This is a genomic window from Methanophagales archaeon (genome assembly GCA_021159465.1).
GTDB lineage: Archaea > Halobacteriota > Syntropharchaeia > Alkanophagales > Methanospirareceae > G60ANME1.
The window spans coordinates 1-1441 of sequence record JAGGRR010000058.1; the positions used below are offsets into that span (position 1 = coordinate 1).

The 1441-nt window shown below is 55.2% G+C and carries 1 protein-coding gene; it reads left to right on the plus strand.

The genetic code is table 11. The features are described from left to right. Positions 1–1434 (plus strand): coenzyme-B sulfoethylthiotransferase subunit alpha (locus J7J01_03155; protein MCD6209887.1); only part of this gene is annotated, 1434 nt, incomplete at its 5' end. Positions 1435–1441: the final 7 nt, after the last annotated feature.

A 1441-nucleotide genomic window follows, 5' to 3' on the forward strand; every position in this document is an offset into this window, starting at 1 on the left:
TGGATAAATAATGCGGCAATGCAACAATGCTGGGATGATATGAAGAGGTGCATTATTTTAGGACTGGACGACGCGCACGGTCTGCTGGAGGCGCGATTGGGTAAGGAGGTCACGCCAGATACAATAAGCCACTACATGGAAGTGCTGAACCATGCACTGCCAGGTGCGGCGGTCATTCAGGAGCACATGGTGGAGACGAAGCCGATGCTCGTGAACGACTGCTATGCGAAGATATTCACCGGTGATGACGACCTTGCGGATGCACTGGACAGGCGATTCGTGCTGGACATAAACAAGGAGTTCCCGGCTGGCTGGACGCGCCCGGGCGAGCAGTCGGACCAGTTGAAGGAGGCGATAGGTAAGAAGATCTGGCAGGTGCTCTGGATGCCAACAGTAGTTGGCAGGATGTGTGACGGAGAGACGATGTTCAGATGGGTAGGCATGCAGGTCGGGATGACGATGATAAACGCATACAAGATGTGTGCGGGTGAGTCAGCGACCGGAGAGTTTGCGTATTACGCAAAGCATGCCGCAGTGGTCCAGTTATCGGGGAAGATGCCAGTAAGGAGAGAGCGAGGACACAACGAGCCTGGTGGGTTACCGCTGGGTATAAATGCAGATACAACGAGGTCACCGGCATTGTTCCCGAACGACCCGATAAGGGCGGAGCTGGAGAGTATCGCAGTTGCCGCTCTGGTTCAGGACCAGCTATGGTTCGGGACATACATGAGTGGTGGTGTCGGGTTCACGCAGTATGCATCTGCGACATACACGGACAACATCCTGGAGGACTTCTGTTACAAGGGATGTGAGATTGGACTGGACTATGCAGGCGGCGAAATGGCTTCGATAAAGGGCGACAAGCTCACGATGGATCTTCTGGAGAGGATAATAAGAGCGGAGAACGATTATTGTCTGACGCAGTATGAGGCATATCCGACGGTAGCGGAGTCGCATTTCGGTGGTTCAGTCAGGGCGTGCTGTGCGGCTGCGGGTTGTGGTTCCGCGGTTGCATGTGCTACGGGCTTAGCACAGCCGACACTGAGTGCATGGTCACTATCCATGCTGGGACACTATGAGCGTGTGGGCAGGCTGGGATTCTACGGTTATGACCTGCAGGACCAGTGCACAGCGCCATGCTCGTATTCGTACCAGAGTGATGAGGGACTGCCATTCGAGATGCGAGGCACGAACTACCCGAACTACGCAATGAATGTCGGGCATCAGAGCGCGTATGCGGGTCTGGTTGCGGGAGCGCACCTTGCGAACAAGGATGCATGGGTGCTCTCACCACTGATAAAGGTGGCATTCTCGGACCGCGACCTGCCATTCGACCGTGGCTATGTGACACGTGAGTTTGGTAGAGGAGGACTCAGGGAGTTCAAGGTCGCAGGCGAGCGTGACCTGATAATAGGCGGCTATTACGGCAGGTAGATCAAAG